At 39.2% G+C, this 26482-nt stretch carries 26 protein-coding genes and 1 pseudogene; 3 read left to right on the forward strand and 24 right to left on the reverse strand.

Going from position 1 to position 26482, the window contains the following annotated elements:
* Positions 1–18: 18 nt before the first annotated feature.
* The 9 genes from AAAT26_RS07530 to AAAT26_RS07570 form a co-directional block, all read right to left on the reverse strand.
* Entirely contained in the window at positions 19–813 is a 795-nt protein-coding gene (locus AAAT26_RS07530; RefSeq protein WP_349209074.1) for a sulfite exporter TauE/SafE family protein, read from the reverse strand.
* Between the two features lie 78 nt (positions 814–891).
* Entirely contained in the window at positions 892–2436 is a 1545-nt protein-coding gene (locus AAAT26_RS07535) for a ClC family H(+)/Cl(-) exchange transporter (protein ID WP_349209051.1), read from the reverse strand.
* 298 nt (positions 2437–2734) lie between these two features.
* Positions 2735–3886 (reverse strand): lactaldehyde reductase, encoded by a 1152-nt coding sequence (gene fucO / locus AAAT26_RS07540; protein WP_004694531.1) that lies wholly within the window; start codon positions 3884–3886, stop codon positions 2735–2737.
* A 238-nt stretch (positions 3887–4124) separates the two neighbouring features.
* Entirely contained in the window at positions 4125–5273 is a 1149-nt protein-coding gene (locus AAAT26_RS07545; protein WP_349209052.1) for a glycoside hydrolase family 3 N-terminal domain-containing protein, read from the reverse strand.
* Between the two features lie 284 nt (positions 5274–5557).
* Entirely contained in the window at positions 5558–5791 is a 234-nt protein-coding gene (locus AAAT26_RS07550; RefSeq protein WP_349209053.1) for a (2Fe-2S)-binding protein, read from the reverse strand.
* Between the two features lie 406 nt (positions 5792–6197).
* Entirely contained in the window at positions 6198–6824 is a 627-nt protein-coding gene (locus AAAT26_RS07555; protein ID WP_004698228.1) for a site-2 protease family protein, read from the reverse strand.
* A 9-nt stretch (positions 6825–6833) separates the two neighbouring features.
* A complete protein-coding gene (locus AAAT26_RS07560) occupies positions 6834–7604 on the reverse strand; it encodes a carboxymuconolactone decarboxylase family protein (protein ID WP_316581177.1) in 771 nt (256 codons plus the stop codon).
* Positions 7605–7693: 89 nt separating this feature from the next.
* Positions 7694–8092, reverse strand: coding sequence for a hypothetical protein (locus AAAT26_RS07565; RefSeq protein ID WP_101928874.1), 399 nt, complete (start codon positions 8090–8092; stop codon positions 7694–7696).
* A 154-nt stretch (positions 8093–8246) separates the two neighbouring features.
* On the reverse strand, positions 8247–8765 hold the full coding sequence (locus AAAT26_RS07570; RefSeq protein ID WP_004694519.1) for a MarR family winged helix-turn-helix transcriptional regulator: 519 nt from the start codon (positions 8763–8765) through the stop codon (positions 8247–8249).
* Between the two features lie 380 nt (positions 8766–9145).
* Between AAAT26_RS07570 and AAAT26_RS07575 the strand changes: the two genes are divergently transcribed.
* The gene (locus AAAT26_RS07575) at positions 9146–9736 is read left to right on the forward strand and encodes a nitroreductase (protein WP_349209054.1); all 591 of its coding nucleotides are present in this window, start codon (positions 9146–9148) and stop codon (positions 9734–9736) included.
* Positions 9737–9931: 195 nt separating this feature from the next.
* Here the strand turns inward: AAAT26_RS07575 and AAAT26_RS07580 are convergent, their stop codons facing one another.
* The gene (locus AAAT26_RS07580; RefSeq protein WP_349209055.1) at positions 9932–11869 is read right to left on the reverse strand and encodes a heavy metal translocating P-type ATPase; all 1938 of its coding nucleotides are present in this window, start codon (positions 11867–11869) and stop codon (positions 9932–9934) included.
* 512 nt (positions 11870–12381) lie between these two features.
* Here AAAT26_RS07580 and pgtP point away from each other — a divergent pair.
* Entirely contained in the window at positions 12382–13704 is a 1323-nt protein-coding gene (gene pgtP, locus AAAT26_RS07585; protein WP_021148764.1) for a phosphoglycerate transporter protein PgtP, read from the forward strand.
* A 139-nt stretch (positions 13705–13843) separates the two neighbouring features.
* Here the strand turns inward: pgtP and AAAT26_RS07590 are convergent, their stop codons facing one another.
* From AAAT26_RS07590 to AAAT26_RS07625, 8 genes are all read right to left on the reverse strand, one after another.
* Positions 13844–14617, reverse strand: coding sequence for a hypothetical protein (locus tag AAAT26_RS07590; RefSeq protein ID WP_349209056.1), 774 nt, complete (start codon positions 14615–14617; stop codon positions 13844–13846).
* 422 nt (positions 14618–15039) lie between these two features.
* A complete protein-coding gene (locus AAAT26_RS07595; protein ID WP_005384960.1) occupies positions 15040–15393 on the reverse strand; it encodes a Spx/MgsR family RNA polymerase-binding regulatory protein in 354 nt (117 codons plus the stop codon).
* An 86-nt stretch (positions 15394–15479) separates the two neighbouring features.
* Complete coding sequence (locus AAAT26_RS07600; RefSeq protein WP_058948305.1) at positions 15480–15800, reverse strand: HigA family addiction module antitoxin; 321 nt, start codon at positions 15798–15800, stop codon at positions 15480–15482.
* 16 nt (positions 15801–15816) lie between these two features.
* The gene (locus AAAT26_RS07605; protein WP_004694505.1) at positions 15817–16101 is read right to left on the reverse strand and encodes a type II toxin-antitoxin system RelE/ParE family toxin; all 285 of its coding nucleotides are present in this window, start codon (positions 16099–16101) and stop codon (positions 15817–15819) included.
* Positions 16102–16457: 356 nt separating this feature from the next.
* The gene (locus AAAT26_RS07610) at positions 16458–17174 is read right to left on the reverse strand and encodes a DUF554 domain-containing protein (RefSeq protein WP_008602003.1); all 717 of its coding nucleotides are present in this window, start codon (positions 17172–17174) and stop codon (positions 16458–16460) included.
* Between the two features lie 450 nt (positions 17175–17624).
* Entirely contained in the window at positions 17625–18224 is a 600-nt protein-coding gene (locus AAAT26_RS07615) for a DNA-3-methyladenine glycosylase I (RefSeq protein WP_288581439.1), read from the reverse strand.
* Positions 18224–18667, reverse strand: a complete 444-nt coding sequence (locus AAAT26_RS07620) for a hypothetical protein (RefSeq protein WP_302010178.1) — start codon at positions 18665–18667, stop codon at positions 18224–18226. Before AAAT26_RS07620 ends, AAAT26_RS07615 begins: the two co-directional genes overlap by 1 nt.
* A 378-nt stretch (positions 18668–19045) precedes the next feature.
* Positions 19046–19624 (reverse strand): TonB-dependent receptor, encoded by a 579-nt coding sequence (locus tag AAAT26_RS07625; RefSeq protein WP_349209057.1) that lies wholly within the window; start codon positions 19622–19624, stop codon positions 19046–19048.
* A gap of 255 nt (positions 19625–19879) precedes the next feature.
* Between AAAT26_RS07625 and AAAT26_RS07630 the strand changes: the two are divergent.
* Positions 19880–21212 (forward strand): annotated as a pseudogene (locus AAAT26_RS07630) (hypothetical protein).
* A 205-nt stretch (positions 21213–21417) separates the two neighbouring features.
* On the opposite strand, the gene AAAT26_RS07635 reads toward AAAT26_RS07630, so the two are convergent.
* From AAAT26_RS07635 to AAAT26_RS07660, 6 genes are all read right to left on the reverse strand, one after another.
* A complete protein-coding gene (locus AAAT26_RS07635) occupies positions 21418–21954 on the reverse strand; it encodes a flavin reductase (protein WP_349209058.1) in 537 nt (178 codons plus the stop codon).
* 450 nt (positions 21955–22404) lie between these two features.
* On the reverse strand, positions 22405–22980 hold the full coding sequence (locus AAAT26_RS07640; RefSeq protein WP_349209059.1) for a TonB-dependent receptor: 576 nt from the start codon (positions 22978–22980) through the stop codon (positions 22405–22407).
* Positions 22981–23037: 57 nt separating this feature from the next.
* Positions 23038–24294 carry a hypothetical protein gene (locus AAAT26_RS07645; protein WP_349209060.1) on the reverse strand — a complete coding sequence of 419 codons (1257 nt, stop codon included), beginning with the start codon at positions 24292–24294 and terminating at the stop codon, positions 23038–23040.
* A gap of 174 nt (positions 24295–24468) precedes the next feature.
* Positions 24469–24909: a hypothetical protein gene (locus AAAT26_RS07650; protein WP_349209061.1), complete on the reverse strand. Its 441-nt coding sequence runs from the start codon at positions 24907–24909 to the stop codon at positions 24469–24471.
* Between the two features lie 6 nt (positions 24910–24915).
* On the reverse strand, positions 24916–25485 hold the full coding sequence (locus AAAT26_RS07655) for a hypothetical protein (RefSeq protein ID WP_349209062.1): 570 nt from the start codon (positions 25483–25485) through the stop codon (positions 24916–24918).
* A gap of 8 nt (positions 25486–25493) precedes the next feature.
* Positions 25494–26078, reverse strand: a complete 585-nt coding sequence (locus AAAT26_RS07660; RefSeq protein ID WP_101928884.1) for a hypothetical protein — start codon at positions 26076–26078, stop codon at positions 25494–25496.
* Positions 26079–26482 lie beyond the last annotated feature (404 nt).

The following is a 26482-nucleotide window of genomic DNA, read 5'->3' on the forward strand; positions in this document are numbered from 1 at the left end:
ATTAATTATAAAACCATATTATCCCAAAATACCAGATTTAAGAATGAGGCGTACCGCCAATGCAAAGACAACTATGCTCATGAGGGCGAGGATAGCTTTTGCTTTGAGACGTTTTGCAATACGAGCACCTACTTGAGCACCAAAGATAGCGCCAATACTAGTAGGGATAGCAATACTAAAAATGATATGGCTTTCAATTAAATGTGTAATAACCCCCACCGTTGTTGATACGGCGAGAATAGATTGACTTGTAGCCGTTGCCATATGGGTAGGAAAGCCCATGAGATAAATCAAAGCCGGCACATGGATGAGGCCACCACCGATACCAAAGATACTCGAAATAAAGCCAACAAAAAAGCTAATACTAATACCGATAGATTTACTATAGCTCAACTGCTCAAGAGTAAGGCTTTCTTCCTTTCTTTCCCCTTTTCTAAAATTTTTAAAACCAATCAATACGGATGCACACAGCATAAAGCATCCAAAGGCAAACATAAAGCCTTTACCAGAGAACCATCCAGACATTTGGGCACCTAAAATAGCCCCCGGAAAGGTAGCAAGACTAAAGATGATAGCAGCGTTAATGTATACCTTTTTTTGCTTAAGATAAGCTATAGATCCAGAAATGGCGTTACACATAACAGAAAAAAGCGATGTTCCTACGACCATAGATGGAGACCACTCTGGGAACCAGTACATAAAGAGAGGCACAAACACAAGGCCCCCACCGGCACCGATGATGGTGCCAATCATAGCTGCTAAAAAGCCAACTATGGTAAAGAATATATAAAATATCACTATATTATCAAGCACATTAAGACCTCCCATGCCGTTTGAATTATTGTTTTTCCATATATACAAAGGATAATCCCGTGTCATCTACTAACACTCCTAATTAGATTGAAAATACGCCTTCGCGGCTTTTAATCGGCCACGCTCACAAGAGACTTGTAATTCATCCCCTGGTTCGAGTTTTACATCGCCTAATGGCACAATGTAGGTACCATTACGGCGAATACTTACGATCAATGTACCATCTGGTAATGCCAAGTCTTGTAACTGTACATCCGTATAGTTTGCCACCACAGGCACCTTCGTTTGAAAGAAGGTTTGCACCGATTCTAGATTGTTTTGACCACTCATGGCTTGCAACAAGGAATCGTAAATCGGCGGTTCTTTTAAAAGCTCCGCCACAAGATAGGCCACGAGCGTAACGGTACCGATAGCATAAATATTAGAGAAACTATTCGTCATTTCAAGGACGAGCAAAATCGCCAAGATGGGAGTACGCATAGCTGCGGCCAACATCCCTCCCATGGCACAGATAACGAACTGTGGTACAAAATCAGGAGAAATAAGTCCTAAGGTTGAAAGTAAGCTTTCACAAAAAGCACCTGTTGCAGCACCAATCACGAGCATGGGCAAAAATATGCCCCCTTGAGCACCACTGCCATAGCAGAAGGTGGTAAGTAAAATCTTGCCTAATACGATGCCACCTAAGAGCAATACGCCATGAGATTGAAAGGCAAGCTGACCCACAAGGTCATTGCCCCCACCCAAGAGGAGCTGCGAATCAAAGCCAATGGCTGCCACTGCCACAAAGGTAAGGGATAATTTCAAGAACCGAGAACATTTGAGCCAATCAAAAAATTTCTTGAAGGCGAAAATCATACGGCAAAAGAAAACGCCACAAAGACCCATGATAACACCAACCATGAGCAATATTGGAAAATATTCAATAGGAACCCCTGAGGTCACCGTAAAGCCTAACGCTGGTGTAAGTCCAAATATACTAACCGTAATATAGTTAGAAATCAAGGTCGCCACAAAGGTTGGCACAACAAGATACGGATAAAAACTTTTGTGCACCTCTTCAAAGACGAACATCGCCCCCGATACGGGCGCGCTAAAGGCAGCTGTTAAGCCTGCCCCAGCACCTGCGGATGTCAAAATACGCTGTTCTCGTAGTCCCGAATTCATCCAGTAGGACACAATCTTCCCAGCAGAGCCGCCAATCTGTACGGCTGGCCCTTCACGACCTACGGAAAATCCTGCAAAGCCGGTCAGTACGCCACCAATCATTTTAGATACTAGTGTCCGATAGGGCTTCATATCAAAGAGACCTAACATCTCCCCTTCAATTTGCGGGATACCAGAACCACCAGACAATGGGGCCCATGCGAGCAATCGATCTACAATAAACGCAAAAATGACCATCACCACAAGCCAACCTATGGCCCATTCCATAGTAATATCATCCATCAAATGCCACCTGATATGCTCTGATTCAAGTATCAAATAGCGGTATGATGCCCCAAAAAAACCTGCAATCACTCCAACAAGAGCACCCTTTGCAATGAGCTCCGTTAAGAGCACTCGATTCATGGACATATCTGCCAAGGTAGAACTACGCTTATTAAATTTCCATAATTTCATAACATCCTCCTTAGCAGTGACAAAAACCAACCGTTCCTCTGCCGACATAGGTCTACACGAACTATGCATTCATATCCTTAGTATACTTATGTAAACCACCATTTTCAAGAAAGGATTACGTATAAAAATAGCTTTCTTACGGAACACGAGATCAAAGGTCCGAATCACAAAACAATAGATAGCGCTTTAAACACAAAGCTAGCCACCTCTAAAAAGAGATGGCTAGTTTTGTTAAGCAAGTGTGTAAATGTATTTTCTTTACACATTCGGAGGCATTTGAAATATGTAAAGACGCTAATTAGAATATGGATTCATAGATGCCGATTATTTCTTCTAAAGAGGCATCCCGTGGGTTACCAGGTGTACATGCATCGTTGAAAGCAGATTCAGCGAGGAATGGAATGTCTTCCCGTTTTACGCCTGCTTCGCTAAGAGATTTAGGAATACCTACGTCATCAGCTAATTTCTGAATTACGTCGATAGCCGCTTGACGATAGGTTGCTTCATCCATAGCGTCTACATTCGGAACGCCCATAACGCGAGCAATTTCACGATATTTTTCACCTGTAGCAGGGGCATTGAATTTCAATACTGCTGTTAACAACATCGCACAAGCCTTACCATGAGGGATATCGTACACAGCACTTAATGGATGAGCCATGGAGTGAACAATGCCGAGACCTACGTTGGAGAAGCCCATACCCGCGATGTATTGACCTAAAGACATAGCTTCACGGCCTGCATAATCGCCAGCCACAGCGCTACGCAAGGAACGACCAATGATTTCGATAGCTTTCAAATGGAGCATATCAGTTAGCTCCCACGCACCTTTTGTGATATAACCTTCTACGGCGTGTACGAGGGCATCCATACCTGTGGCAGCGCAAAGGCCTGTTGGCATAGACGCGGACATATCAGGATCCACGATGGCAACGATTGGGATGTCATGAGGATCAACGCAAACGAATTTGCGGTTCTTTTCAACATCTGTAATAACGTAGTTGATAGTAACCTCTGCAGCCGTACCAGATGTAGTAGTAACAGCGATGATTGGCAAGCACGGATTCTTAGTAGGCGCTAAACCTTCAAGGCTGCGTACATCGGCGAACTCAGGGTTCGTAATAATAGTAGCAATCGCCTTGCTTGTATCGATCGGGCTACCGCCACCAACAGCAACGATAACATCGGCGCCAGCCGCTTTACAAGCCTCAACACCAGCCGTTACGTTTTCGATGGTAGGATTTGGTTTGATACCGTCGTAGACTTCATAAGCAATACCTGCCGCATCAAGCAAATCCGTAACCTTTGTAGCCACTTTAAATTCAAATAAATCTGGCGTAGATGTAACGAGGGCTTTTTTGAAATGGCGATTCTTAATTTCGTTCACAATCTCCTGAATCGCGCCTTGTCCAAAATAGGACGTACCGTTCAACATTATTCTCCGAGCCATATACTTCACTCCTAACGAAAAAATAAACCGATAGAGAATCACTTTACCTATTAATTCTCTATCGGTTTAATAAAATCCTTGATAGCACGTTATGTATACACTATATATTTTTCTATTGTAACGATTCTAAAGTTTGTCTCCATTAAGTGTCAACTCAGATGCGATTTCAATGAATAGTATTTCCACTGTCTATATTCGTTATACGCTTAATTAATTCCTGCTAATAAAACTAAATAGCCTAAGAAATTTTGCTCATTTTCATAAGCAAAATCCGTTTCACCGATTCGTCGAGTCGTTCTTTCGAGATACGACCGTCTTTCACGGCTTTCATAAGGCCGTTATAAGCCTCTTGCATGTGTTCGTATTCGTGACATACGAGCAAGATATCACTGCCGGCGAGGATGGATTGTACCGCCATATCGCCAAAAGTATAGTGATTTGCAAGGGCCCCCATGTCCATATCGTCCGTTACCACAACGCCATTATAGCCTATGTCCTTGCGCAACCAATCGGTAATGATTGCTTTCGATAAACTAGCTGGATGGTCTGGATCAATTTGTGGGTACATCGCATGAGACACCATGATTGTATAGGTATTCGGTTTGGACTGTTTGATAAGGTCTATAAATACCTTTGTGTCCTCTGAAAGCAATGTTTCTTTAGAGGCAGGAACGATACTTGTGTCTGCGTGCAAGTCTACATCGGTCTTACCAATGCCTGGGAAGTGCTTATAGGAATACCACAAGCCCGCTTCATCGTAAGCCTTGCCAACGGCCCCTGCATAGCGAACGACCTCATCAGGGCTCGTACTATAAGAGCGACCATAGGTTAATCCTAAGTCCGCCACAGGAGCAAAATTAATGTTAAAGCCCAAGTCTTTTAGTTCTGCACCAGACTGTTTTGCCAAGGATACAGCTTGCTCAACGGGCATTTTGCCTACCTCCTCAGCGGGAGGAACCTTGATGAGCTTATCATCCATGCGCGCTACTGCACCGCCCTCTTGGTCGATGCCGAGGAACAATGGCGTTAAACCGGCGCTTTTACCAGCCTTATTAATATCTGCAATGAGCGTTTTAACTTGATCCTTGGACTCCATATTTCGATCAAACAAAATGATGCCCCCCACGCGGTACTCGTTGAGCATGAATTTAGCATCATCATTCAACATCTTGCCGTGAATGCCAATCATCAACAATTGGCCCACCTTGTCTGCATCGGACATATTAGCCACTAACTTGTCCACCTTTTGCTCTGGTGAAAGCTCGCTTTGTGCCACAGACTCATAGGTCACAGGCTCTGCTTTTGAAGTAAATGGATTATGTAAGCCACAACCCGTTGTGACTGCTAATGCACCAATCATAGTGGCTGCTACGAAACGTCGAAACATGCATACCTCCCTTAAATCTCTAAAAAGTAATATGTATAGTATATCAAAAAATATAAACGAGCCCAACATAATCAATACACGACAAGCAGCAGTATAGTACATGCATCTTACAAAACAAAAAGATTGTTACTCGAAAACCCAACGGGTATATCCATTGAGAGAATCAAATAACAATCTTTATATGTTTCATTTTTGTTGTGTAAACATTATAGTTTACATTTTGGAGTGTAAACTATGTATCTTACATTTTGGATGTATAAAATGTGTATGTTACATTTCGCAAATTAAATTTTGCCTTGCTCTTTCATTTCCGCTAAGAGCTTTACGATACGAGGCCCACAGCCTTTGCCACCGCAAGCGCCCGTGCCAGCACGAGTTGCTTCTTTTACTTGTGGAAATGTATGAGCACCATCTAAAATGGCTTTTTTAATCGTTTTGCGCGTAATGCTACGGCAAGTGCACACCTTTATGAGCTTGTCCAGAATCGCCTCTGGCACTTGATTTTCTTCAAAATTCATATGTAATTCCTCATTTATTCACTTGAATATCTATATACTGTATCGATTTAATATATCAATTTAATATATCGATTTAATATATCGATTTACGTGTCGATTTAGTGTATTAATTTACATATCGATGTAGTGGATCAATTTACTCTATCAATAGTATCTAATAATACACTGTAATATTAATATATCGAAAATTTACGATTTCTGTATTTATTATAACACAATTGAGGAACTGCATCGATAGTTTTTAATATAAAATCCAAAGAATAGTCAAAAGTAAAATTGTTACTATAAAAAACGAAAAAAAATTTACAAATACATTATATGTAAAGATAAGTTAAATCTATCTATAAACTATAAAAAACTACCATAAAGATATTATCTTTATGGTAGAAACTTTCACAAAATATAATTATAGTATGAGCCCAATAATGGCAAAGTAGATTTTAAATATCGTTTGTTGTAATGGACGAATAACCATGGAAATAATGGGTGTGTTAATAAGGATGATAAAGAATAATAAATTAAGCATCCCTAATTGGTAATATCTCATCTGCCACTCTGTAGGCAACCACGGCAAGATAATATTAAAACCAGGCAATGGTGGGAACGGAATCAAACAGAAAATTGATAAGCCAATACTATATAAAATAATATATTGCATAACCATAGCAAGACCTTGGGACTCCATGAGGCCTAATTTTCCAAGGAGCATATATATAAAGGTGAATATAAAGCCTGCTATAAGACCTGCCACAGGACCTGCAAAGGCAAGCAAGCTTATATCACGTCGTGGATCTTTAAAGTAAGATGGATTAATTGACATAGGTTTTGCCCAACCAAAGCCAACAAGAATAATACAGATGGTACCAATTAGATCAAGGTGTGCCATTGGTGACAATGTGAGGCGTCCCGCCAGACGTGGCGTTGGATCACCAAACCAAGTTGCTACCTTTGCCTCTGCATATCCAAAGATAGAGAAAACGATCATAATAGCAGGAATACTTGCTAATATCTGAACCGGATTTAAATCAAACATAGAACTCCTTTATTGTTTGGCTTCCCATGCGGTAAAGCCCTCTTGAATGCAACGAAGGGCATTTAAGGTACGGGGATAGCCGATATACGGCACGCATTGGGATGCGATATTAATCAAATATTGTTTGCTGTTTCCTACGTTCAAATTGCCTTCTACATGAGCCTTGAGTTGAGACTCACAGCCTCCTTGAGCCGCCAAGAAACAGAAGGTAATCATTTCACGATGAGCCACGCTAAGGCCTTTACGCGTATAGTAATCGCCGAACATATTGGCAAGCCATTTGTTGATATGACGAATATCTTCTGGCCCTTCTTGGTAAGAATTGCGCATAGACTCCCCAAAGATTTCCACTTGTTTTTCTACGCCCTTTTCTAGACGAGACTCACTAGTAATAGTGCTGCGAGAGGAATCAACAATAGCCTCTCCTCGATAGTCAAAAATCTTATTGGTCACCTTAAAGAATGGGCGCACACGTCCGATGCCAAGATAGGGCACCGCTTGATAAATGAGCTCTACCACTTCATCAGGAATAAGGCCAAAGTTTAATCCTGCCGGTAGCATTAATGCATATTCATCAACAGCGGAGGCGCCTACTAATGTAGCGAGAATGGCTAAGAAGCGATCCTTTGCCGGTACATTACGGCCTTCTTCGGTGATGACTTCATCAAAGGCAAAATTATCAAACAATATTTCAAACTCTGGATCAATATAACCTGCTGGGGCTGCAATATCAGGGAACATACGCTCCGTATAGGCTTGAGCAAATTCAGATTTAGACATAAAAAACCTCCATAAACAACACTGGTGAAAGCCCAAAAGGAGCTTTCACCAGCAATAGTTATGTAATTATTACGGCACGGGCCATCAGATTATAACGCTGGGAATTCGAAAGTTGTGCCGTATACTTCTTTCCAAGCAGCCATAAACATATTGAACTCATTTGTTCCAGGTTGAATTTGGTAAACTTGACCATCTGGAGCGTAACGATATACAGTATGTAAGCTTGGATTAACAAGATATTTGAACAATGTAGCTTCCCCGTATTGGTTATTATGCATGTTAATTACATTAACACCAAATACGTGGTTACGGCTGCTATCAATACCTTTAAACTCAGATGCTTTATCAAAGAAATACGTTTCTGTACCATTTGCACTATTTGGAACCTCTGGGTAGTTAGCTAACCCATTCCAGTTTTCTGCGTTTGCAACACCACCTACTAATAATGTACCGGCTAATACAAATGCACCTAATAAATTTTTATTCATAATGATCTCCTTTGTGCCACGAGGGCAAATCACGAATCAGTCATACTCTCACATGACTTGAATACAATACGCTATATGTATAGTATATCACATTTTTAATAAAATTTTTAGATTTCCAAGGTTACAGAATATATGCATATGAGGTTGTATCAAATTAGCCCTTCATGTTCTCTGCTGTTTTTGCATTTGCGTTATCGATTGCTTCTAGCAATTTATTAAGCAACATACGCAATTGACGTGTCTCTTCTACGTCAAATATAGGACCTGACGATTCAGCCAAGCGGCGTGGTATATGAACCGCTACATCACGTAATGCTTTGCCCGTATCAGTAAGGGTTACCATAACTACGCGTTCATCTTGACGACTGCGTTTGCGTTTCAAGAATGCTTTGGCTTCTAATTTCTTTAAAAGCGGTGTTAATGTACCGGAATCAAGGCGCAATACTTGTCCCAATTCCTTAACGGATAAATCACCATATTGCCACAATGCCATCATTACGATGTATTGAGTATATGTCAAATTTAAAGGATCTAAGTGACTACGATATGCATTAACAATTTCCTTTGCCACTACATAGAGTGGAAAGCTCAATTGATTTTCCAATCTTAAATATTCTGAATCAGGAACATCTTCTTTATGTTTGTACCCTTCGAGTACACCAATTTCTGCCATATTCTACCTCCATATGCACACAATTATCTACTAATTAATTGTACACAATTTTACGGTAAACAGTCAACGCAAAAAGCCTACTTTGAACAGATATTTTTAAATTTGTCAATTAATTAATATTTATTTTCTTATTCGTTAAGAATTAGGTGCTTCTATAGAATTTATGGGTAAAAATCATACCATAAAGTTGTTACTTTATTTATAAATTTATCTGATATTAGATTAGAAAGTTATAACTTCTGTTTTCAAGGAAATCTCCTTTCGTTACAGGACCCTCTCCTAATAAATAACTTAGTAAAAATACGTCCTTTTCTAGGTTCTTCCTTGTAGTATAATAAAAGAAACTCTATATCAAATCCCATTTGTCATAGGAGGACCACATGAATACCTTAGAATGTATTAAAACTCGTCATAGTACGCGAAAATTTAAAGCTGATCAATTATCTAGAAAGCTCATCGATCAAGTGCTCGACGCAGGTCGTCGTGCTCCATCTGGTGGCAACACACAATTAACACATTTCATGGTTATCACAAACCAAGATGTACTCAACGAATTAGTAACTCTTGTTCAAGAAGAGTACGGCAAAATGCCGATTACAGAGAATACTTTACCTTACATGGTGAATATCATTAAGATGTCCGCCGAAGGCAAATTTGTATTCCACTATAATGCGCCTGTACTCATCGTATTGGCTAGTAAACCAAGTTATGCCAACAACTTTGCTGACGTGTCATGTGCTATGCAAAACATGATGCTTGCTTGCAATGAACTTGACCTTGGTAGTTGCTGGGTTAACCAAATTCGTCATCTTCAAGATAATGAACGCATCCAAGCCAAAATGCGTGAACTAGGTCTTAGCGAAGACGAAAAAGTCTACGCTAGCCTCGCTATCGGCTACCCAGATCTACCAAATGGTCTTAACCGCCGTGAAATCAAAGCAAAAGGCTATCCTGTAACATATATTGATTAAAGATACTATTAGTTTCTTAGCTATTCCTATAAGATAATTAGGTCAATACAAAAGCGCTATCTATCCCACAACTCTATTTGAGTTTCCTTAGGGATAGATAGCGCTTTTTATTGACTATATTATTTTTTAACGCTCATCGATTTAGTAATCAAATCGATACACACACTCCATACTTATATTTATAATGAACTACTATTAAGCCTCAAACACGCGTTTACGAGCTGCGTTCATGAGAACGGAATGATCATCATCTACTATGTAATTAGATTTGTAAGCCCAACGCAACAGTAATGCAGAGTTTGCAACTACGAGAAGGCTCCCTCCGTTATGAACAAGGGGCCCCCACACTGGAGATAAAGTACCAACCATTGCCAAGATGATGGCCACAAAGTTCAAGAGCAAGGAGAAGGAAAGGTTTACCTTAATTGTGGTCATCATGCGTTTAGATAAGGCTACGAGATGAGGAATTTCTGTAATATTGTCGTTTACGAGAACGATATCTGCTGCCTCTACTGCGATATCGCTACCAACACCGCCCATAGCGATGCCCACATCAGATTTTTTTAGAGCTGGTGCATCGTTTACACCATCGCCAACCATAGCTACAATATTGCCGTCTTGTTGTAATTGAGCCACTGTATCCATTTTGTCTTCTGGCAAGCAGTCTGCAATCACATTGGATACGTTCAATCGTTTACCAATCGTTTTTGCTGTTGCCACATGGTCACCTGTTAAAAGAACAGGCATTACATCAAGATCGTTTAAAGACTCTACTACGGCGCGACTTTCACGGCGAACACGGTCAGCCAAAGCCACATAGCCAGCCAATACGCCATCAACGGCAACATATACAATGGATGCACCTCGGTTCAAATGCTCATGGACAGCCTCTTTCACAGAGTCAGCAATAGAAATATTAGACAAGGTCATCATCGCTTCGTTACCAACCAAGACGGCTTTATCTTGTACAGTCGCCTCTAAGCCTTTACCTGGAACCATACGGAAGGAATCTACCGAATCAAAGCTTTCACCATGATGGGATGTAAAGCCATTCACGATAGCCTTGCCCAATGGATGCTCAGATTTAGTTTCTACAGAAGCCACCAAGCGATACAACTCATCAGTAGGCATGGAACCCACACTTTCAACGGCTGTCACCTCAGGCGTACCATAGGTCAAGGTACCTGTTTTATCAAAGGTCATCGTATCAACCTTCGCCAAGCGTTCCATAATATTGCCACGACGCACGAGGAAACCGTGTTGGCTCGCATTAGAAATAGCTGCCATAATCGCTGCCGGCGTTGCCAATACAAGCGCACAAGGACAGAACACAACGAGGATAGTTACGGCACGAATGATTTCACCGGTTACCACATAGGTGCCAACCGCTGCCAATAACGCAATCACTACGATCCACGTAGCCCAGCGGTCTGCAAGACTAACGATTTTCGCATTGCCTGGGTCCGTAGATTTAACGAGCTTAATCATGCGTTGAATAGAGCTATCTTCGCCCTCTTTGGTAGCAGTCATATCGAAGGCGCCGAATTGGTTCACCGTACCAGAGAACACTTCATCACCCGTTGTTTTATCTACCGGCATAGACTCGCCAGTCATAACGGATTGATCAATCGCTGTATCACCAGACAAAATCGTACCGTCCACAGGGATAACCTCGCCTGGCAACACGCGGATTACGTCGCCTACCATTACGATATCTGCAGGCAATACCTCTTCCTTGCCGTTACGAACAATGCGCGCTGTTGTAGGCGTCAATTTAACGAGACGTTCGATACCCGCTTGCGCTTTAGATACGGTGAACTCTTCGAGCATGGCCCCCAGTTGCATGATGAAAGCAATTTCTGCGGCCGCAAATACTTCACCGATAGCAACAGCTGCAATAAGCGCCAAGGACACAAGTAAGTCTGCTTTTACATCAAACTCTTCGTACATGGCAACCGCTGCGCCCCACACGATAGGAAGGCCACACAATACTATTGTGAACCAAGCCCAGTCGAAAGGCAAACCTAAACGAACACCTAATAAACTAAATACTACGCCGATACCGCCGGCTACTAATGTAATCTTTTCACGATTCAAATCGAACCATTCTGCTATTTTGCTCCACCGTTCCATAATTACCTCCTGTGAAAGCTTATATAATGATATGTACACATTGATTACGGTCTACATACATGCGTCCATGTATATAACACCTTAAGGGCAAACATGTTATTTATCGTTCTGTTTACCATTTTTATTGTTTATATACCCATAGGGGTATACCTTATGATTATGTTATACCCCTATGGGTATATTTGTGTCAACAACAAAATATGTACAAATATTCATATATAATCAAAAGCACAGGTAAATACTGGATCTATTGAGATTATATTATTCTTGCATAGCCTCATTACGCAAATGAATGAACAGTTATTCATATATATATTTGCAAATCTAATAATTTTTACATAGAAGATATTTTGATGATTTTCAACCTATTCAATACTATTTCACCCTAATCAATACTATCTATAATTCAATTTTCTAATAACTATTTATTATAATAGAAAATTAAGTATAGTCGACTACATACCCTACATGGTATTATTACAAATGACATGTTGTAGAAAGGATGTGTAACGATGTCGATTTTCTCTCCTGCTCCTCATATTGAACGTTTACCAGAGGCGCAAATCGATTCCACCTACAAACGTCTTCGTCGCGAAGTCTTTGCAGGTACATTTATTGGTTATGCTACATTCTATTTGATCCGCCAAAACTTTAGTTTGGCTGTTCCGTACATGATTGCTGAGTACGGCTACACCAAAGCGGATCTCGGTATAGTTATGACCATCTTATCCGTAGCTTACGGCGTAAGTAAATTTGTTATGGGTAATGCGTCTGACCGCTCTAACCCAAAATACTTCTCCACAGTAGGTCTATTGCTGAGTGCTTTAGTTATGTTATTATTCGGCACCTTACCAGGTGTTATGAGCAGTATTCCTATCATGTGCGTTCTTGCCTTATTAAACGGTTGGTTCCAAGGTATGGGCTACCCTCCATATGCAAAAAACATGGTAACTTGGTTCTCCCGTTCCGAACGCGGTGCTTGGTGGTCTTGGTGGAACGTTTCCCACAACCTAGGTGGCGGCATTATCGCTCCTCTTGCTACGCTTGGCATCTACCTATTCGGTACATGGCATAGTATCTTCTTCTTCCCTGCCCTTATCTCTATCGTGTTAGCGATTATTACCTTTGTATTGTTGAAAGATACGCCTCAATCCTGTGGCTTACCTCCTATCGAAGAATACAAACACGAAGTAGTTCATACACATACAGAAAATGAAGAAAAAAGTACTTTCAAAGAAATCTTCTACAAATATATTTTGCATAATAAATACTTATGGTATCTTGCGATTGCAAATATCTTTGTATACTTCATCCGTTACGGCGTAGTTAGCTGGGCACCGACCTATTTAACCGCTGTGAAAGGCTTCACAAAAGAAGGTTCCCGTTGGGCTTACTTCTTATACGAATGGGCTGGTATTCCAGGCATGCTTGTAAGTGGTTACTTAAGTGACCGCGTATTCCGCGGCCGCCGTGCTCCAGCTACGATTTGCTTCATGTTATTCGTTATCTTAGCGATCCTTGTATACTGGTTTAACCCTGCCGGCAATGTCCTCATCGATAACTTAGCACTCATTGCTATCGGCTTCCTCATCTACGGTCCTGTTATGATGATTGGCCTTCAAGCTGCAGACATGGTACCACGCGTAGCAACAGGTGGTGCTACTGGTCTTACAGGCCTTCTTGGTTACCTCATCGGTTCTGCTGGTGCTGGTGCTTTCATGGGTCTCATGGTTGACCTCTACGGTTGGGATGGTGGTTTCATTGCCCTCGTTGGTGCATGTATCCTATCCATCGTATTCCTACTCCTCACCCTTGGAGACAAAGGACAACAATAGAATACGTACTGTATAATACGTACTATATAATACGTTACGTACTATATAATACGTAATGTAAAATACATACTGTGCAACTCACTGTTGTATATACAAAACTCCCCTAGTAATCTTAGGATTACTAGGGGAGTTTAATTTTTTATGCGACGCACAAGGAGCCGTTTAATACTTTCAAATTATACACGAGACCGAGTCGCGCCAAGCCGTGCAATGCAGCAGCTGTTACAGGATTAATAGATCCTAACACGCCAGCACCGATGATAGCAACGTGGAACAAAATGGACACGATGAGTAGGCCCAAATGGCATTGTTTCGCCTCTTTTGAAAGCCCCGCCGTCGGAGAGTTTTCATCTACAAGGGATCCCATCATGAGTGCCACAAGAACGAGTTCCAAAGAGCATGGGCAAAGGATAACTAGCAATGTAATGGTATGCATAAAGTTCTGTGTCAATGCATAGGAACCCATGGAAAGTAACATAACGGCCACAACGATGACGGATGAATAATTGTTGATGCCCTGACGCAAGGCTACAAGCTGTGTAGGCATGGTCGGCAACATGTCATCATCCAATGTATAGTGTACGTCGCCCGTAATAAGCTGCTCTAAGAAAAAGCCACCATGTACGATGAGACCTACATAAGCCGCCGTATGGTAATCTCCAATCGCAATAAGCGCGACCATGGCTATCACGATTAGAAAATTAGCGTGAATCTCTAAATGATTCAAAATACTTTGCACGCTGTTGATGAGCAATGGCAAGCCACAAATGATGACCGTTACCCACGCCAAATCAATAGCTGGATTCATAGGCTCCGTAAGCGCATCTAATATAATAAATAACAAGCCGAGCGCCAAAATAGCCCCCTGCGTACGCAGAGACACCTGCGCTGATAAAGACTGTAAAAACTTCATATAGACCTCTCTATAATTCAGATACCGGCCTTACTTAATCCGGAAATACCTTTTACTTCTATAAATAATACTATTAACACTTATATTGCTAACGCCTAAAATACCCATAGGGGTATTACTATGATGTAATTATTATACAAAACATAAAAGAAATATACAAATCAAATTTTTTAATAAATGAAAACCCCTATCTTTAAAAATGGCTTAGCCGTTAAAAGGTCCTAGTTGTGAGCTCTAATTTCTTTATTAAAACGTAGAAAGAACAGGTCCCTAAAAACGACTTAGCTCGCTATGGAGCTCATTTTAATAGGCACTAGTTGAAGATCCTAATTTCATATAAAAGGAAAAGCCCCTATCTCTAAAAATGACTTAGCTCGCTATGGAGGCTTTTAGAGATAGGGGCTTTGACCAAGGTTATGAAATTAGAGCTTCAACGCCTCAATCCATTCTGCTTCTTTAAATCCAACGAGTACTTTGTCTTCAAGAACCAAGATAGGACGTTTTACAAGCATGCCATTAGATGCTAATAAAGCTAGTTTTTCTTCTTCACTAAGGTTCGGCAATTTATCCTTTAATTGTTGTTCACGGTAGATCATACCAGAAGTATTAAAGAATGCTTTCAAATCCTTACCAGATTGTGGATACCAAGCAGCAATTTCCTCGGCTGTAGGGTTTTCGGACTTGATATCACGATCTGTGTACTTAATGTTGTGATCATCTAAAAATTTCTTTGCTTTTTTGCATGTTGTGCATTTAGGATATTCAACGAATAACATAGGTTCTCCTTATATCAATATTCAATGTTGTAACAACTTACTAATTTAAGATAATTGTACCAAATACATCGAAAACTATCAATCTCTCATTGACAGTCTACGGGTTCTAATGAAGCACAATGTGCAATAGAGGATAATACTTCATCCATCCCCTCACTAAGTTTTGCTGTACGCAAATCAACATCCATCTGTAAACGCAAGAAATACCCTTCCGAAACATCAAAGTATTTCGCTAAACGCAACGATGTATCTGCTGAAATAGATCGTGTACCATTCAATATTTCTTGAATCCGTGAAACAGGCACATGTATATCCTTAGCCAATCGATATGCAGATAGTCCTAATGGATCCATAAACTCTTCTTTTAATATTTCACTAATGGTAGGTGTAGGAATAAACTTTTCCATATTAATTTCCTCTCTATTAATGATAATCTACAATTTCTACATCATAAAAACTACTACTATCTTTCACTTTAAAACACAGTCTATATTGACCATTAATCCGCAAACTATACTGACCAAATCGATCTCCTTGCAACAACTCCAAGCGATTACCTGGTGGCCAACGTAAATCTTGTAATGATTCAGCATTATCTAACAATAGTAATTTACGAAGAGCTAACCTTTGTATAAACGGAGAAAAGCGTTTAGAAAAGCTTTGATAGTAAACTTTTTCTGTTTCCTTATCCTTAAATCCGATAATCATAGAATCTCTCTTTCAATTATACCTGTTAAACAGGTATAATTCAATAACATATACTTGATGAAAAACTATACATAGAATTAAAATTATTCTACAAATAATTTTAATAAAGAGATTCTATAAAACATCATCTAATTCCTACACTTGAGATGACTCTATTGGCCACCTATTTCGGAATGTAATCACTTTACCCTATCGTCATAATTGAATTAAAACTATCATTAATTCCCACTTCAACTAAATTAATTTTAAAAAGTAAAAAGACCTACATCCTCGACCGTATCATGTATAAAATACATATTAAAGGTTGAGAGAATATAGGTCTCTTATAAAAATCTATGTATTATTTATAATGCTAGTTATAGCAAAAATGTAAGTCCCATTGCCACGAAGATGGCTGGCAAGAGGTTTGCAATACGTACTTTACCAGGCCAGATGAGATCGATACCAACGCAGAAAATCAGAATAGATCCAACGTAAGATAGGTTATCGATGGCACTAGGTGTCATCAACGGCGCCGCAATATGTGCCATTGCCGTAATGAGCCATTGCGTAATACCTACTGGAATAAAGGAGAATAGCGCCCCTTTTCCCATAGAGGATACCATAACCATAACGATGATGCCGTCGAGGATGCCTTTTAAAAGTAATGTCTGATAATTTCCAGTAAGGCCATCTTGAATGGAACCAAGTACACCCATAGCACCTACGGTAAACGTCAAAGATGCCGTGATAAAGGCGTGCGTAAACTTTGGATCACCCGCATTGCCAGTGCGAGCTTTCACCCAGTCACCAAACACGGTAATCCAATGATTAAGATCGATAATTTCGCCAATAACGGCGCCTACGACCATGCTAATAATCATCAACAGCGGACCCGTTGTCTGTAGAGATCCATTGACAATGACGAGCATATACTGCATGGCCCCGCTCATACCGAGGAGGAGCACGATAATACCGCTTACAATCATGAGCGTTTGCTTTAAATTTTCTTTCATAAAGCGACCAAACGCGAGGCCACATAGGCTGCCAGCTATAATGAGGCCAACATTAATGGCCGTTCCCAAACCAATCATATATTTCCCTTCTTTAATTGTGAAAGTAACACTATCAATTTACTTCAGTATAACAACTATATCGAAATAAATCAATTTATATGGTATAAAATATATAGTTGAAATTGGATTAATTAAAGTTTTTTAGGACCATACATAGAGCCTGATTCATACTGCTATAGGTCTCCCTAATACAGCATTGCTCCTCTTATAGCATTATATACAGCAAAAAGCCTCTATCCAATAAAGATAGAGGCTCTGTATAGTTTATAGCGTTGAGAGAGAACTAATGATAGACCCGCTTAGGAGAGAGAGAGTATATGTGTTTATATATAAAGCGGGCCGACATGAGATGAGTCGCTATCGCCTCATCGACTTTAGTGTACACCCAATTCCACATAACAACAAATTCAATTATGTAAACACAAGTATGCATAAAAACTATTGTTAACTAATTTATACTTATCGCCCTTACGCTTCATCGTCTACAGGTAACCGTACGATATCTGCTGTTTTATTAATCTCCTCAAAGCAAGGACAGTCTTTACCGTGATCATTGATAAGGCCACTAGCTTGTAGATGCGAATAAATTGTAACAGGACCTACAAACTTAAAGCCCCGCTGCTTTAAGTCTTTGCTTATCCGCGTAGATAAACCATTCTTTGTAGGAAAATGACCTTCTGGATGGTTTTCATAAATAATCGTTTTATGATTGGTAAACCCCCAAATATAGTTACAAAACGAACCAAATTCAGATTGAATACGTTTAAAAGCAGCAGCATTATTGATAATGGCTTCAATTTTAGGACGATGCTTAAGCATCCCCTCCGTCTGCATGATGCGTTCAATGTCGCTTTCACCATAAGCAGCCACCGCATCAATATCAAAATGATCAAAGCATGCTCGAATGATGTTTCGTTTATTCAAAATCGTAAGCCAACTGAGACCACATTGGAGACTTTCAAGACAAAGATGTTCAAATTGATGTTGGTCATCATGAATTGGTCGGCCCCACTCGTAATCGTGGTAATCCTGATATAAAGGCGTCGTCGGCCATTCACAAGTCGTCATCACACACCTCCATGAGCCCATACGAGGACGTCATACATGAGCGCTACTACGAGGCCCATTACGAGATGACCACCCACATAAAATGGCACTAGATAATAAATGAATAAAAGCAAGGAATGCAAGGCTTTACGAAGCCATACAATCGGCGTAGATGTGTCGCCACCTACTTTACTATCAAGCCAATTATGGACGGTGTAAATAGGCGTTCCTAAACGGCGAATCCAGTCTGGAACACGTACCCCAGGATTCAAACCAGGGCAATAGAAGATCACCAAGGGCAACGCCACCACATCAATGACGAGCAATAGGGTTAACATAAAAGCAAACCAATCTAATTCGCCTTCCCACGTGAAGGGTTGTGCCATGAAACGGGTACCCCACAAATAGGCTTTGTATACGATATACGGTTCTAATAGCCATAATAAGGGCTTCACTACACTCATGGGACTACCTACACCAAACAAGAAATAATAAAAACTACGCATTTGCGTAGTCATTTCATATATACAACATTCCGATTATATCGACTGAATACCAAGGATATAGCGATTTTCTAGGCTAGAAAATCACTTCATACACACCATTTTTCCAGTCCTTATATACGTCGATTTTCATACTAATATTATATCAGATTTTGTAGTTCTTGTGGGATTATATTTTATAAAAATTTTATCAATTTACACTATTTATAATACTGATTAACAAAAGAAGTCACTATATAAGCCATCCCTCTTTATTTTATCATTCTAAAATGCCCTTTATCAATTTTAATAGATAAAGGGCTGCATATATGTATTAAGACTTTCACTAATAAAAGCGGTTTAGTTGTCACTAATAATAATTTTCGTCACCTTGCTGCCATTGTGCTCAAAAAATATACCTACAATATTGTCACTGTTATAGCGTAGATATCCATAGAACCATCGATTATTAAAGTCTATAAAATCAGGACGACCATAGATATCCATCACTTTTTTCAAGGAATCGCCAACAGCAATGCCACGAGCAGTCACGGCATCACGATTGCTGACAATCATATACCACACGATAGGACGACTATCTTGCATCAAAGAATGTCCAAATTTGATGCCCCCATAAGTGAGCTCATCACGTTTCTCACTCGTCGGCTGACCTAGACTAGCTTTTACCGCATCAAAGGACGTGCCTAGTGAAACGCCGGCAATTCTCATATCTTCATCAGGCAAAGGGGCTCCAATAGCTTGCCCTGGCCGATAATGACGATATTGCTCCGCTTTGGGCCAAGTTGGTGAAAGCTTAGCATTACTCGTTTCCAACCAATCCATAGCTTTACTTAACCAACTAGCATCGGCAACTGAACTCACATTGCTAGCTAATAATAAAGCCACACCTAAACTAATTGCAATAAATTTTGTTTTCATGTTTCTCTCCTAGCCTCTCAAACTATAAATAACCTATAGACCTAATATTAACATACTCACACTGAAATCAGAACCTAACGCTACAACACCTATAAAAAAGCACTCATGTCTTATAGGAAGTAGTAGCATGTAAGTAAAACACGCTCCATGTCACTTAAAAATATAGTCATTTAGTTATATAATTATACTTAATAAAATAGCCTACGGATTACTACAATACCAATAAATACGAAAATGTAAGCGGGAGATATCACCATGACTAAACTACCACTATTAGCGTGTGCTTTCATCATGAGCACTATATTATCACCAATAGGAGCCATCGATGTTAATATTCCTGGTGCAGATTCTAAGATTTCCAAGGATGCCTACATAAATTACCAAACCGCGAACCCTGATATTGAAAAGGATGTAGCAAACTATGTGAAAACATTAAAGTTAACGGACAAGGCTAACGGTATTAATAAAAACGAAATTGAGTATACTAAAGCAGCCTCTATATATCGCGGTCCAAAATTACCATAATACGGTCATTTCCGTTCATGATCAATACAACCAAATTCGCCTTTCATTCCCCGTAGCGGGCATAAAAAGTGATTATCATACAGGACGTTACCAAAATCCAAGTCGAACCATTGAGGACTATCGAGTTTTAACCAATAATGGAAGTCTCGATTTAGAAATTGACTACGCAGATTTTAAAGATTACGACTGGCGCAACACCAAAATAGCTTATGAAAAGCTAACAGACAAAGACGTCCGTAATTTCTTGCAAGACAATGCGAAACGAAAGTCCTCCAAACAGATTTCTGATATAAAGGGTACTGTATTTTCATATCCTACTATTACCTACAGCACTTGGGATAGCATGAAAATGCCACACCTTAAAAACGGTAAAAAAACAACGCTCACCATCGACACGATTAATTTTAAATTTAAGGGCTATAACATGCATTATCCTTTATATCACGCAGGGTTTGTCTATTATGATAACAACCCCGTTCTGAACAAGGTTCCTACAGATAAATTATTAGCAAATTATGTGCTTCCCTCTGTACAAAACCTAAATGAATTAAATCAATATTCACGCATAGAAAGCTTAAACGGTGTACAATACCGTGTACCAAAAGACGCTATATACATAGGTGAGGAAAAGGGCACCGAGTACCAAGATATTAGATACTACAAAAAGGGGGACATAACATTCTTTATTTCTACTAATAATATTCCTAAAAACCCATATGCGCGTGAACTTGTTGTAAACGGTCATTACAATTTTAAAATTAATTTAGATACGTTCTGGGATATTTACTATTCCCAGCCAACATCAGATTATATTAATTATGCCGCTATATGGAATAATAATATTCCTGGATTATCCACACACATCTATACACCTCATAAGGATGATCACATCCTAACCTTTAACTCCTATGATGGGACCTATAGCTTTACCTATATCATCTTTTATCCAAGTTTTTTACATGCTGAAGAGGTTCAAAAATTACGAAATATGATTGAGTTCTTTGATTCTACCAATAATCCTAGTTTTAAAATGCAAGAACATGTTCTATTTCCAGAAGCATAGACGACCTATATCAACACCATTATAAAATAGCTTTCATAAGCATTATATTATACAAATATATGAATTAACTAACAAAAGTCGAGCAACTAAACGATAGAAGCTCGACTTTTTTAGTACTAGAAAACTAAAATATACTTAGTTAAGATACAGCATTCACGGTATCCCAAAGAATTGTATGTATGTCTTCATTTGTTATGTGGACAGACTAGCCCTCTATGGCATCAACTACTTCACCAATGTACATATAATGTGGTTCCCAACGATCATGCCCAGCTTGTGTATATACAGCAGGATTAGATGCGTAATAATCTTTTATCTTTTCTGCCAAATGAGCTTCATCGAATTGGTGTTCATATAGCTTTTTACACACAAATGTTAACTCTGCTTCTTTGAAAGTCACCCCATCGCCTGCCGCAACTGGTGTTAGGCCAGAATTTGCCACCTTATTTTCGTCGCGGCCAGAATGAGAACCTAAATAACCAAGAGCCTTGCGATAACTTTCAGGGAAAAAGCTAACTGTAAAGGTATCATATTTCGCCATAAACTCTTGAGTATAACGCGCTGGATGAATGTACACTGTCACCGTGGATATATCGCCACCATTAGGGCCCCATATATTGCCCATACTGCCCCAACTAACCGTACACGTATTAAAATCATCAAGCGTTCCAGCCGTAACAAGAGCCCAACGATTCTCAAACATGGTAAAAGCTTTATAATCTTTTGTTTCAAATGGTTTCATAAGGACCTCCAGTTTATCTCAATTTGACGATATAAATCTTTACCCCTATAATATAGGTAGATAGTCAGACGAGTAGTTGCGTCAGGCTCATCTCTAGTAACATATAAACATGTAGAAATGGCCTTTTCGTTTTATCTAATTTCCGAAGAAACGAAGGGCTATTTTGCTATTTCTAAACAAATAAGCGCCACAAGTGCTCCAAAGGATATCATGACTGATAAAATCCCAAGGATAACCATAATGATTTTATACCCACTCATAAGCACCCCTCCCTTCAAAAGCGAAGAGAGGCCCAACCTCGTCTAACTATCCTAAGTCTATTATAGAGCAAACTAATATACGATACAATAAAGACCATATTATATAAATATATGAATAAACCAATAAAAGCCGAGCTAATTCTAATGATTAAAAGCTCGGCTTTTTTTCATAGATATGGTAAGAATATAATCATTTATAAATCAAAATCTTACTGACTTTATCGCCTTTTTGTTCAAATTGTATGCCATGCATCATATCATTTCGATAGCGATATTTCCCATAAAACCATCGATTGTTAGTATCCACTAAATCAGGTCTGCCATATACATTAAGGACCTTTCGCATGGAGTCGCCTACGGCAATACCTCTATGTGTAGTAGCATCACGATTCTCAATCATCATATAAGTAACAATAGGGCCCACACCATCCATTTTAAAGTTCCCAAATGTAACACCACCATAGGTAAGTCCTCTACTAGTTTCTTTAGTAGGCTGTCCTAAACTAGCTTTTACACTATCAAAGGTATTACCTAATGAAACACCAAGGACCATCATATCCTCTTCTGGTAAGTTGGCTCCTACAATTTGTCCGCCCGCATAATGAGTATATTGCTCAGCTTTTGGCCAATCATAAGACTGCTTCGCTGCATTTGTTTCAAGGCGGTCCCAAGTTTTACTCAGCCAACTTGCATCCGATTCATAACTATAACCACTTACCAATTGCAGGCCTATAACAAGCCCTGTAATCAAATATTTTCTTTTCATAATCTCTCTCCTGAACTATTTTATGAACAACTCAAACCACTTATTTTATACATAATCTTATTGAGTTAATATTTTAATCCATTCCATATACCACGGATTAAAGATTGGATCCGCATCAAGCTTCTTTTTATGGCTATCACTTATACGCCATTGAGGTGCCTTTCGTAAACTTTCAACATTATCAAAATCTACATACTCAACCATATCGCGCAATTGTTTATGCTTATACGAAGATTTGCTTTCATCATAGTCAATGCGATAACTATAATAATATTCAGAATCCTTTGTAAAATGGCGTAAATAGGATTCCCCATTAGATTTATAGCGATCAACTAGGAAGCCTGGAAGACCATTATTCCAAACTGTTGCATACTGTGTAGGCGCCTCGAGGTCACCATATTTATTCAAAAATGCAAAAATTTGTTTTTTTGCCAAACTTTTATCGACAACATTAGGGTCTATTTGAAAGCGTAACACACGGATCTTAATGCCTGCATCTTCATAAGTACGAACCTCATATTTGTTATCTTCCAAAGCCTCGCTCACTAACTTAGCCTTTTTAGGAATACGATAACTGAAATTGTCCCAATGTTTAACATGACTATAATTATCCAGCCTAGATAGAGATTCAATAGATGGAATAATATAATTACTCATTACCACTTCAGCTATTTTATCTTGGTATGGTTCCTTCACATCACCACCTCCAAGATATGTAATACCATAGGTAGTGTTCGTGTTCTTAGGCGTAAACTCTGTATACATTACATGTGTCTTGGCTTTAAGGATTTTCCAAGATGCATTTTCTAAGCTCGGATAGCTATAGACACCTTCATTGTGCATACGTTTACTAAATTCTTTACCATGTGGTGGCCCCACCATCAAAATACTTGTAAAACCACGAACCACAAATAAAGGACCGTCACTCGATTTAGATTCAACCGTGTCTCCACGCAAGCTAATATTTGGAACAGCTAAACGGATATTATTCTTTTCATCATGAAGTAAGATGACAGTAGATTGTGAGTACTCCCCCAGCTTAACCGCTTTAGCCAATCCAGATTTCTCTTTGAAAACCTTTTCTACCGCAATACTTGGTTTCTCTACGGTCGTCTGTACTTTGGCACTAAATGCCTCTGCTTCTTGTATCGCCTTTTCATTAATATGACGATAATTTTCATACGCATTAGCAGGAATACTCGCATCCGCCCCAGGCATAGGTGGTTGCCCCTCTGGCACTTTGATTTGCACAGCGTTTACGTTCATGGTGAAAGCAGTTGCTAGCGCCATCATAATCAAACTTTTACGTAACATAGTACCCTCTCTCAATTTTTATAAAATAAATAAGCACAACCTTATTAGCATAAGTATACTATGCAAACAAAACTGTGCCTATTATTAATAATTTTATATTTTAGTATATATCAGAAATCCAATATGAGTGTTTAGGAGCTTTTAAGAGCTAATAAAGAATCAGTCCAGTAATAATCAGAACTGGAGCCAAGTAAGAGACACAAAAATAACAACAGCTAAAACAATAAGAGTGCCATACATTAATAGCCCTAGCTTTATAACAAAATCTATACTATAAAAGATAGATGCTCCCACTAAAGATCGCTCTTTTAGAGAAATGTACCAGGCTTTCACTCTATAATATATATTAGGTTTATCAAATGCGGGATAAATCTTTTCATACCATAAAATAATCCCCGGCAAAATACAAATATTCCCAAAGGTAAATATCAATACTGGAAGATAATCCCTCAATGGATATGCTTCTAATACATATCGATCGTACAGCAGATTACTAAAGCTCCAAAGAGAGAGCCCCCAAATAAGCAAAAGTATAAGTTTTAACAAGAGTCCAAAAACAAGTTTAATTATCCACCTAAGTCTATCCACTGCTTGAACCATTCTCGTATTGTTCATAACCTATCACGGCTCATCATCATAGGCCACTCCATAGGCCTTCTGATAGATTATGTTTGCTATTGTATACCGTTCCATTCCAAATTGAGGTGGTAATATCATCGCTTCTAAATGTTCTTTTTGAAGTCGTTGACGGCGTGTTTCACCTTCATTATTAAAAGCAATGCCACCGTTAACGGTCCCTATAATACCGGAATTTTCCTGTTTTGCACGCCAAATAGAGATATACGGCGTATTAGCGCCTTGTTGTAATCCGCTGTCATGAATAGTGATCAAATGACGTAAGGATCGCTCTAAGTCGTAATCATATTGCAGTTGAATGCCTTGAATGAGATTTGATGCAGGCATTAAGACGTAAATAGACGCCTCCACACGTCGATGACCATCGGGTGCATCCACAGCTTTAATGGAACTGAGGTCCAAGTATTTGCCATCTCCTCGGCCAGAATCAACAGTTGAGTTGATATGCTGATAATGCTGCGGATTTAGTAACTCAGCTTGTGATACGGCTTGACCTTGTATCGGTAATACGAGGCAGACTAGTAACCATAGTGAAAATAAATATATGCGTTTCATCGTCCACCTCACTGTACCACAATATCATCAAAATGCTGCTGATAGGCAGCCATAAACATTGCATCAGCTAAATCATACATAAGAATATTCTTTCGATGAATTGGAAGATTTCTAGTATTTTTTAAAGACGGAGTCCTTTTAAGCGCACCATCTAATGTATAAATCGCACTGTCTGTACTAGACATAAATAACCCAGACTTACTTTCACTAGCCTCAATCAAAGCCAACATAGATGGACTAGGATTCATCATATTAGATGATTTAATCAAAGTCGCCAATGAATAGTTTGCATCATAATTAACAGTAAGCTTATTTTCCATAATCTCAGCCTGATAGTGCGACGTGTGTACCACATAATAAATAGCACTTAATGTATACTGTGGTGGCGCATACTTTTGAACCTCCACAGAATAGGTATTTAAATACACATACATACCACCACCATCATTAACAATAGCACTCGATTTCTCATACTCATGCTGATGAACCAACTTAAACTGTGGTAATGTCTTCAGATCCTGAAATGTAATTGCCTCTGTAGGCATGGTGAAAGCCAGCAACACAAGAGCTAGCATCAAAATACGTTGAATCATAAAAACCTCTCTCAAAAAATGAATCTTGTCTCTCAATAAAATAAGCACAGCCTTATTAGCATAAGTATACTATGCAAATAAGGCTGTGCCTATGATTAATAATTTTATAATTTAGTATATAGGATTTACCTATATTGATATTTATAAGATTTATCTCAATTTGACGATATATATCTTTATTCATATAATATAGGTAGATAGTCAGACGAGTAGTGCCGTCAGGCTCATCTCTAAATCAGGAAAACATTAGGAAATGGCCTTTCAGTTATCTAGTTACACTAGGCAACGGAGGGCTATTTGCTTCTTGTAAGGCAAATAAGAGCTATTAAAGCTCCAAAAATCCCGTTAATAACGGGATTTTTTTATTCCCAATGTATATATATTCTCCAACAAGCAATAAAACT

The organism is Veillonella parvula (genome assembly GCF_040094895.1).
Lineage (GTDB): Bacteria > Bacillota > Negativicutes > Veillonellales > Veillonellaceae > Veillonella > Veillonella parvula_L.

Excerpts from the sequence above, each read along its gene's own strand:
- AAAT26_RS07560 (WP_316581177.1), bottom strand. The coding sequence starts at position 7,604 with ATGTCTAAATCTGAATTTGCTCAAGCCTATACGGAGCGTATGTTCCCT.
- AAAT26_RS07570 (WP_004694519.1), bottom strand. The coding sequence starts at position 8,765 with ATGGCAGAAATTGGTGTACTCGAAGGGTACAAACATAAAGAAGATGTT.
- AAAT26_RS07550 (WP_349209053.1), bottom strand. The coding sequence starts at position 5,791 with ATGAATTTTGAAGAAAATCAAGTGCCAGAGGCGATTCTGGACAAGCTC.
- AAAT26_RS07595 (WP_005384960.1), bottom strand. The coding sequence starts at position 15,393 with ATGTTATTCGTTGAATATCCTAAATGCACAACATGCAAAAAAGCAAAG.
- AAAT26_RS07660 (WP_101928884.1), bottom strand. The coding sequence starts at position 26,078 with ATGATTCAACGTATTTTGATGCTAGCTCTTGTGTTGCTGGCTTTCACC.
- AAAT26_RS07635 (WP_349209058.1), bottom strand. The coding sequence starts at position 21,954 with ATGAAACCATTTGAAACAAAAGATTATAAAGCTTTTACCATGTTTGAG.
- pgtP (WP_021148764.1), top strand. The coding sequence starts at position 12,382 with ATGTCGATTTTCTCTCCTGCTCCTCATATTGAACGTTTACCAGAGGCG.
- AAAT26_RS07605 (WP_004694505.1), bottom strand. The coding sequence starts at position 16,101 with ATGATTATCGGATTTAAGGATAAGGAAACAGAAAAAGTTTACTATCAA.
- AAAT26_RS07610 (WP_008602003.1), bottom strand. The coding sequence starts at position 17,174 with ATGATTGGTTTGGGAACGGCCATTAATGTTGGCCTCATTATAGCTGGC.
- AAAT26_RS07615 (WP_288581439.1), bottom strand. The coding sequence starts at position 18,224 with ATGACGACTTGTGAATGGCCGACGACGCCTTTATATCAGGATTACCAC.
- AAAT26_RS07640 (WP_349209059.1), bottom strand. The coding sequence starts at position 22,980 with ATGAAAAGAAAATATTTGATTACAGGGCTTGTTATAGGCCTGCAATTG.
- AAAT26_RS07555 (WP_004698228.1), bottom strand. The coding sequence starts at position 6,824 with ATGTTTGATTTAAATCCGGTTCAGATATTAGCAAGTATTCCTGCTATT.
- AAAT26_RS07535 (WP_349209051.1), bottom strand. The coding sequence starts at position 2,436 with ATGAAATTATGGAAATTTAATAAGCGTAGTTCTACCTTGGCAGATATG.
- AAAT26_RS07625 (WP_349209057.1), bottom strand. The coding sequence starts at position 19,624 with ATGAAAACAAAATTTATTGCAATTAGTTTAGGTGTGGCTTTATTATTA.
- AAAT26_RS07620 (WP_302010178.1), bottom strand. The coding sequence starts at position 18,667 with ATGAGTGTAGTGAAGCCCTTATTATGGCTATTAGAACCGTATATCGTA.
- AAAT26_RS07645 (WP_349209060.1), bottom strand. The coding sequence starts at position 24,294 with ATGTTACGTAAAAGTTTGATTATGATGGCGCTAGCAACTGCTTTCACC.
- fucO (WP_004694531.1), bottom strand. The coding sequence starts at position 3,886 with ATGGCTCGGAGAATAATGTTGAACGGTACGTCCTATTTTGGACAAGGC.
- AAAT26_RS07650 (WP_349209061.1), bottom strand. The coding sequence starts at position 24,909 with ATGAACAATACGAGAATGGTTCAAGCAGTGGATAGACTTAGGTGGATA.
- AAAT26_RS07590 (WP_349209056.1), bottom strand. The coding sequence starts at position 14,617 with ATGAAGTTTTTACAGTCTTTATCAGCGCAGGTGTCTCTGCGTACGCAG.
- AAAT26_RS07545 (WP_349209052.1), bottom strand. The coding sequence starts at position 5,273 with ATGTTTCGACGTTTCGTAGCAGCCACTATGATTGGTGCATTAGCAGTC.
- AAAT26_RS07580 (WP_349209055.1), bottom strand. The coding sequence starts at position 11,869 with ATGGAACGGTGGAGCAAAATAGCAGAATGGTTCGATTTGAATCGTGAA.
- AAAT26_RS07575 (WP_349209054.1), top strand. The coding sequence starts at position 9,146 with ATGAATACCTTAGAATGTATTAAAACTCGTCATAGTACGCGAAAATTT.
- AAAT26_RS07655 (WP_349209062.1), bottom strand. The coding sequence starts at position 25,485 with ATGAAACGCATATATTTATTTTCACTATGGTTACTAGTCTGCCTCGTA.
- AAAT26_RS07565 (WP_101928874.1), bottom strand. The coding sequence starts at position 8,092 with ATGAATAAAAATTTATTAGGTGCATTTGTATTAGCCGGTACATTATTA.
- AAAT26_RS07600 (WP_058948305.1), bottom strand. The coding sequence starts at position 15,800 with ATGGAAAAGTTTATTCCTACACCTACCATTAGTGAAATATTAAAAGAA.